Below are 5640 nucleotides of genomic sequence, written 5' to 3'. Positions count from 1 at the left end.
CGGCGGCCGCCGCCGTGACGACGTCGTGGCCGTTGACCGTGGCGGTGCCCGCGTCGGGCTGGAGCAGGGTGCTGAGGATGCGGACGGTGGTGGTCTTGCCGGCGCCGTTGGGGCCGAGCAGGGCCAGCAGCGTTCCGCGCGGCACGCGGAGGTCGACGCCGTCGAGCACCTGGGTCGACCCGAGGGAGCGGCGGAGGCCGCTCGCCTGGATCGGGATGGCGGTGGTGGTCATGTGGTGGTGTCCCCAGAAGGTGTAGGGCGGCGGCAGGCCGCCGCCAGAAACTGTGTACGTCGCACACTGTTGTGTGTATTTCATACACAGTTCTAGGATCGTCGTCAACCGACGTGATGGGTGGGCGATGACAGCGGACGGCGGCGACGCGCGGCCGAGCAGCCTGGAACTGCTCTGGCGGGACCAGACGGCACGGCCGTCCCGGGGGCCGAAACCCGGGCTGAGCCTGGCGAAGATTGTGGCGGCCGCCATCGCGGTGGCCGATGCCGAAGGGCTCGAGGAGCTGTCGATGCAGCGGGTCGCGTCCGAACTCGGCTACAGCACGATGTCGCTGTACCGGTACCTCTCCAGCAAGGAGCAGCTGATCGACCTCATGGTCGACGCCGCCATCGCCGCTCCTCCCAGCGCGGCGGGCGCGCCCGGCGGCTGGCGGCGGGAGGTGGAGATCGTCGCCCGGGCACTGGTCGACCTCTACGGCCGGCACCCGTGGCTGATCCGGGCCCAGCTGAACACCCCGCCGCTGGGTCCCAACCAGCTCGCCTGGATGGAGGAGCTGTTGCGCGCGCTGAGCGGCAGCGGCCTGGGTGAGGAGGAGGCGCTGCTCATCGCGCTGTTCCTGGTCGGCGCGTTGCGTGACCTCTCGCGGATCAGCCTCGACCTGGGCCGCGCCCGCGCGGCCGCCCCCGCCGGTGAGTCCGCGGCCCACATCCAGAACTACGCCGCGACGCTGGGCGCCGTCGTCGATCCCGGCCGGTACCCCAACCTGGTGCGCCTGATGGAGGCGGGGGTCTTCGAGACCGGCGGCGAGGAATGGCCCGAGGACACCGGATTCACCATGGACTACGGGCTGGCGAGGCTCCTCGACGGTGTGGAGGCGCGCGTCCGCGCGGTTCGCGGCGGTTGCGACCAGGAGGTCTGACAGCCCGTGTCGCCCCCGGTGTCCCGGCCGTCGTCCGGGTGATCCCGCGCGTCCGGGCGCCTCGGCGGAGTGTGCCGGCGGGTCCACCGCGCACCCGCCCTCCAGCCCGGCTCCCGCGCGGCTCCCGGTCGGGTCGGGTCCGCCCGCCGTGAGTGGTGCGCGCGCCCCCGCCTGGCGTCTCTTCTCGGTCCGGGCCCCGCGCGGTGCGCGGGCACGGGCTCGGGTCGCCCGTCGTCCCGTCGGACGGGGCTCGGGTGGGCGTGGTGGGGGTGTCCCCGCTGCGCGGGGTTCGTCGGTCGTGGCGGGAACCGGGCGTGCGTTCCGACCGTTCGGCGCGCCGGCCGGATGGCCTCCGCCGAGCCCAGTCGTGGCCCGGGTGGCTCGTCGCATGCTCTTCTCGCAGGTCACCGCCCTCCTCTCCGCTGCTCCCGCTCGTCCCTCGTGCCGAGGGGAACGTCCTTGCCGTGTCTACCCCTCCTGTGGTTCACTACATGAGTAACGAACCCAAGGACGCCGGAGGACGTACGTGTTCGATGACCGGAGTCCGATCTACCAGCAGATCGCGGACAAGATCAAAAACGACGTGCTCTCCGGAGAGCTCCCGGCGGACGCGCAGGTCATGTCGACCAACCAGTACGCGGCCTTCTACCGGATCAACCCGGCGACGGCGGCCAAGGCCTTCCGTCAGCTGATCGACGAGGGCGTGCTCTACAAGAAGCGGGGAATAGGGATGTTCGTGAGCGGAGAGGCCAGGCCGGTGCTGTTGGCCCAGCGCCGTGAGCGCTTCTTCCGGGAGGTCGTCGACGTGATGCTGGCCGAGGCACGGGTGCTCGGCATCTCGCTCGACGACGTGGTGCGGCACATCGAGACCGGAAGGGGGACCCAGAAGTGACCTACTCGATCGAAGCCCGGGACCTGCGGCTGGACTACCGGGGATCCCCCGCGCTGCGCGGGCTCGACTTCCGCCTGGCCGGCGGTGGGATCTACGGCCTCATCGGGAGGAACGGCTCCGGGAAGACCTCGCTCTTATCGCTGGTCGCGTCCCTCATGAAGCCCACGTCCGGCACGCTGCTCGTGGACGGGGAGGACCCGTTCGAGAACCCGAGGACCATGCCGGACGTCTGCCTGGTGCAGGACAGGGTCAAGGACTCCGGTGACGAGATGTGGAAGGTCGGCGGCTACCTCCGCACCGCCGCCGCGCTGCGTCCCCACTGGGACCAGGAGTACGCCGACCGGCTGGTCGACCTCTTCGAACTCCCCCAGCGCAAACGGCTCTCCTCGCTCTCGCTGGGGAAGAGGTCGGCGCTCAACATCGTCATCGGGCTGGCCTCCCGGGCGCCGGTCACGATCTTCGACGAGGCCTACGTGGGGCTGGACGCGCCCTCCCGCTACGCCTTCTACGACGAGGTGCTCTCCGACTACATGGCCCACCCGCGCACGGTGATCATGTCCTCCCACCTCGTGGAGGAGGTGGACTCGTTGTTCGAGGAGGTCCTCATCCTCGACGAGGGGCGACTCCTGGCGCACGAGGACACCGACGACCTCCGGAGCCGGGGAGTCAGCCTGACCGGGCCGACGCGGGCCGTCGACGACCTGCGCCCCGGCCTCACCGTCCTCAACGAACAGGTCCTCGGCGGCACCACGTCGATCACCGTCTACGGGGACCTCGACGAGGACACCCTCTCCCACGCCAGGGCGGCCGGCGTCGAGGCCGGTCCGGTGCGCCTCCAGGACCTGTTCGTCCACCTCACCCGGAAGGACCGGCGATGACCACCACGACCCGACGTCGCCCCGCGCTCACGGTCACCCGCCTGGTCGCTCCCGCGATGCTGTGGATCAGTGCCCTCTACTTCGCCATCGTCATCGTCGTCTTCGCGGTCATCGGCTACGTGGCGCTGGTCCACGGCGAGGGAACCGACGAGCCCACCAGTCACGCGGAGCTCCTGGCCAACAGCTCACCCCGCTTCTTCCTCGGCTCGCTCGCGATCATCGTCACCAGCACCCTGCTCGCGCACTACCTGCCAATGGGGGTGACCCGCCACCAGCTCTTCTGGGCGGGGACCACCCTGATCCTCGGCGGCGCGGCCGCCGCCGCGGCGGTGATCAGCGGCCTGTTCCTCGTCGAGTGGTTCGTCCTCGACGGGACGAGCATCCCGATCACCTACCGCACCCCGCACCTGTTCGACAGCTCGGCGCAGGTGGGCGTGATCTTCCTGGAGCACCTCGTCGCCCTGGCGGCCTTCATGGCCCTGGGCTGGCTGATCGGCTCCGTCTTCGCCAGGTACGGCGGATGGGGCGGGCTGGGGCTCCTGCTGCCCTGCCTGCTGCTCGGGCTGCTGCCCGAGGCGTTGCTCGGCGTCGGCTGGGTCGGCCAGTCCTACGGCGCGCTGGGCATCGAGCCGCTCCCCATGGCCGCCAGCGTCCCACTCGGGACCGCCGTGGTCGCCGTGATGCTCCTGCTCAACCACCGGCTGATGCGGGACATGCCGCTGCGGCGGCCGACCTCCTGAGACCAACCAGGACCACAGGGACGAGAGGGTGAACCATGACGGTGATCGACATCAGGGGCCTCCGCAAGAGCTACGCCGGGCGGGCCGTCGTCCACGACGTCGAGTTCAGCGTGGCGGAGGGGGAGATCTTCGGCATCCTCGGACCGAACGGGGCGGGGAAGAGCACGAGCGTGGAGTGCCTGACCGGGCTGCGCGAGCGGGACGGTGGCGCGGTGACCGTCCTCGGGCTCGACCCCGCGCGGGACCGGCAGGCCGTGCGGGAGCAGGTTGGCGTGCAGCTCCAGGAGAGCCGGTTACCGGACAAGATCACCGTCGCCGAGGCGATGCGCCTCTACAGCTCCTTCTACCCGAACCCCGTCGACTGGCGGGACCTGGTGGACCGGCTCGGCCTCGGGGACAAGGTGAACTCCCGCTTCGGGAAGCTCTCCGGTGGCCAGAAGCAGCGCCTCTCGGTGGCGCTGGCCCTGGTCGGCCGGCCCAAGGTCGCGGTCCTCGACGAGCTGACCACCGGGCTCGACCCGCAGGCCCGGCGGGACACGTGGGGGTTGATCGAGAGCATCCGGGACTCCGGGGTGACCCTGCTGATCGTCACGCACTTCATGGACGAGGCCGAACGGCTCTGCGACCGGCTCGCCGTGATCGACGCCGGCCAGACGGTGGCCATCGACACCGCTGCGGGGCTGGTCCGCCGGTCCGGGCTCCCGCACCGCATCCGGTTCCGTCCCGTGGGGGCGCGGGTGGAGGACGTCGTCGCCCAGCTGCCGACGGTCAGCGAGGTGGAGCGGCGCGGTGAACACCTCGTCGTCGTCGGCGGCGAGGACAGCCTGACCGAGATCTACGAGGCCCTGCACGCCAGGGGCGTGCGGGTCACCGACCTGCGGGTCAACCAGCCCGGTCTCGACGACGCCTTCGTGGAACTGACCGGCGCCGACCGCGCCGCCGCCTGAGGGACCGCCCCCCGGCGCCTTCCCGCGCCACGAGCTCCGGCTCACCCGGCGGCCGGCCGTCATCGCCGACCGCCGACCCGCACCTCCCGATCCCACCCCATCAGGACGGACCCGCGCGCCGGCCTCCCGTAGCGCCCGGCGTGCCGCCCGCTCCTCGCCTCGGGGCCTTCGCCGTCCACCGACCGCGCCGTCGACGACGCCCGCCCACGGTCGGGCCGCCGGCTCGTCCCACTGCCCGTCCGGCTCGACCGCGCCACCACCGCTCACGTTCTCCTGGGGGACCCTCATGTCCGCTGTCCGAACCACCGTCACCACCGAAGTCCGCCTGTTCCTCCGCGATCCCGTCGCGGCCGGGTTCGCGCCGATCTTCCCCGCGCTGCTCATGGTCCTGATCGGTCTGATCCCGTTGGGCGACGAGGACTTCGGGGGGCGCGCGCTCATCGACATCTACGCGCCGATCGCGATCAGCATGGGCGTCGCGATGACCGCGCTCGTCAGCCTGCCCACCATCATGTCGAACTACCGGGAGCAGGGGGTGCTCCGGCGGCTCTCGGCGACCCCGGCCCGGCCGTCGGTCGTGCTGGCGGCGCAGGCGGCGGTCAACTGCGGTGCGGCGGTCGTGTCCATCATCCTCGTCCACCTCGTCGGTGGCCTCGCGTTCGGGCTGAGCGCCCCCGGCAGCCTCGCCGGCTACCTCCTGGTCCTGGTCCTGGGAATCGGCTGCCTGATGTCGCTGGGGCTGGTGTCGGCGGCGCTGTGCTCGAACGGCCGCGTCGCCTCCGGGGTGGGGAACGCCCTGTTCTTCCCGATGGCGTTCTTCGCCGGCACCTGGACACCCGGGCCCGCGATGCCCGACCTGGTGCGGGCGATCAGCGACTTCGTGCCGCTCGGCGCCCTGGTCCAGGCCCTCGACGCCACCGTCGTGGGCGAGTGGCCGAGCCTGCTGCACGTCGTCGTGCTCGTCGGGTGGACCGTTCTGGGGAGCGTGGTGGCCGCGCGGTTCTTCCGCTGGGCGTGATCCGGGTGGGCGGT

The 5640-nt window shown here is 71.6% G+C and carries 7 protein-coding genes; 6 read left to right on the top strand and 1 reads right to left on the bottom strand.

Translation table 11 applies throughout. The annotated features are described in order from the left end of the window. On the bottom strand, positions 1 to 232 hold a 232-nt coding region (locus ACTIDRAF_RS27845; RefSeq protein WP_039786380.1), incomplete at its 3' end, for an ATP-binding cassette domain-containing protein. 127 nt (positions 233 to 359) lie between these two features. On the opposite strand from ACTIDRAF_RS27845, the gene ACTIDRAF_RS0208435 reads away from it, so the two are divergent. The 6 genes from ACTIDRAF_RS0208435 (at position 360) to ACTIDRAF_RS0208410 (ending at position 5626) form a co-directional block, all read left to right on the top strand. After that, complete coding sequence (locus ACTIDRAF_RS0208435; RefSeq protein ID WP_016698297.1) at positions 360 to 1151, top strand: TetR/AcrR family transcriptional regulator; 792 nt, start codon at positions 360 to 362, stop codon at positions 1149 to 1151. A gap of 526 nt (positions 1152 to 1677) precedes the next feature. Next, complete coding sequence (locus ACTIDRAF_RS0208430; RefSeq protein WP_016698296.1) at positions 1678 to 2043, top strand: GntR family transcriptional regulator; 366 nt, start codon at positions 1678 to 1680, stop codon at positions 2041 to 2043. Then, complete coding sequence (locus ACTIDRAF_RS0208425) at positions 2040 to 2921, top strand: ATP-binding cassette domain-containing protein (protein WP_016698295.1); 882 nt, start codon at positions 2040 to 2042, stop codon at positions 2919 to 2921. The genes ACTIDRAF_RS0208430 and ACTIDRAF_RS0208425 overlap by 4 nt, the downstream gene beginning before the upstream one ends. Then, the gene (locus ACTIDRAF_RS0208420) at positions 2918 to 3661 is read left to right on the top strand and encodes a hypothetical protein (protein ID WP_016698294.1); all 744 of its coding nucleotides are present in this window, start codon (positions 2918 to 2920) and stop codon (positions 3659 to 3661) included. The genes ACTIDRAF_RS0208425 and ACTIDRAF_RS0208420 overlap by 4 nt, the downstream gene beginning before the upstream one ends. 35 nt (positions 3662 to 3696) lie before the next feature. Further along, entirely contained in the window at positions 3697 to 4608 is a 912-nt protein-coding gene (locus ACTIDRAF_RS0208415) for an ABC transporter ATP-binding protein (protein ID WP_016698293.1), read from the top strand. A 286-nt stretch (positions 4609 to 4894) separates the two neighbouring features. Beyond that, positions 4895 to 5626 carry an ABC transporter permease gene (locus ACTIDRAF_RS0208410; protein WP_016698292.1) on the top strand — a complete coding sequence of 244 codons (732 nt, stop codon included), beginning with the start codon at positions 4895 to 4897 and terminating at the stop codon, positions 5624 to 5626. Positions 5627 to 5640 lie beyond the last annotated feature (14 nt).

The organism is Actinoalloteichus spitiensis RMV-1378 (assembly GCF_000239155.1).
GTDB classification, from domain to species: domain Bacteria; phylum Actinomycetota; class Actinomycetes; order Mycobacteriales; family Pseudonocardiaceae; genus Actinoalloteichus_B; species Actinoalloteichus_B spitiensis.
This window is presented reverse-complemented; position numbering and strand designations above follow the sequence as displayed.

Coding starts and splice junctions, on each gene's coding strand:
- ACTIDRAF_RS0208435 (WP_016698297.1), top strand. CDS start 360: ATGACAGCGGACGGCGGCGACGCGCGGCCGAGCAGCCTGGAACTGCTC.
- ACTIDRAF_RS0208420 (WP_016698294.1), top strand. CDS start 2,918: ATGACCACCACGACCCGACGTCGCCCCGCGCTCACGGTCACCCGCCTG.
- ACTIDRAF_RS0208415 (WP_016698293.1), top strand. CDS start 3,697: ATGACGGTGATCGACATCAGGGGCCTCCGCAAGAGCTACGCCGGGCGG.
- ACTIDRAF_RS0208410 (WP_016698292.1), top strand. CDS start 4,895: ATGTCCGCTGTCCGAACCACCGTCACCACCGAAGTCCGCCTGTTCCTC.